General features: G+C 71.1%; 1 pseudogene. It reads right to left on the bottom strand.

Annotated elements, in window-relative coordinates:
- Positions 1 to 284: pseudogene (locus tag HT134_RS44490) on the bottom strand (TetR family transcriptional regulator); the annotation flags it as partial.

Below are 284 nucleotides of genomic sequence, written 5' to 3' on the forward strand. Positions count from 1 at the left end.
CAGGTGAGGACGCAGGCGACGATCGCGTCGGCGCGCAGGTCGTGCTCGTCGTCCGGCGCGACGCCGAGGCGGCGGCGGATCTCCGGGGTGAGCAGAGCCTGCCAGTGGAGGTGTTTCTCGAGGCTGCGGGCCCGCAGGGACGGGGTCCCGTAGAGCATCTTCGAGATCTGCAACGTGGTAGCGTCGTCCTGGCCGGGCCGAGGCGTGTGGCGCAGCGCGTTGAGAAGGGCGGTCCAGGCGTCCTCGGTGGCGGGCCTGGCTTCCAGCTCCTTGCGGATCAGCTC

It is taken from the genome of Nonomuraea rhodomycinica, from assembly GCF_013363995.1.
In the GTDB taxonomy this organism is placed as follows: domain Bacteria; phylum Actinomycetota; class Actinomycetes; order Streptosporangiales; family Streptosporangiaceae; genus Nonomuraea; species Nonomuraea rhodomycinica.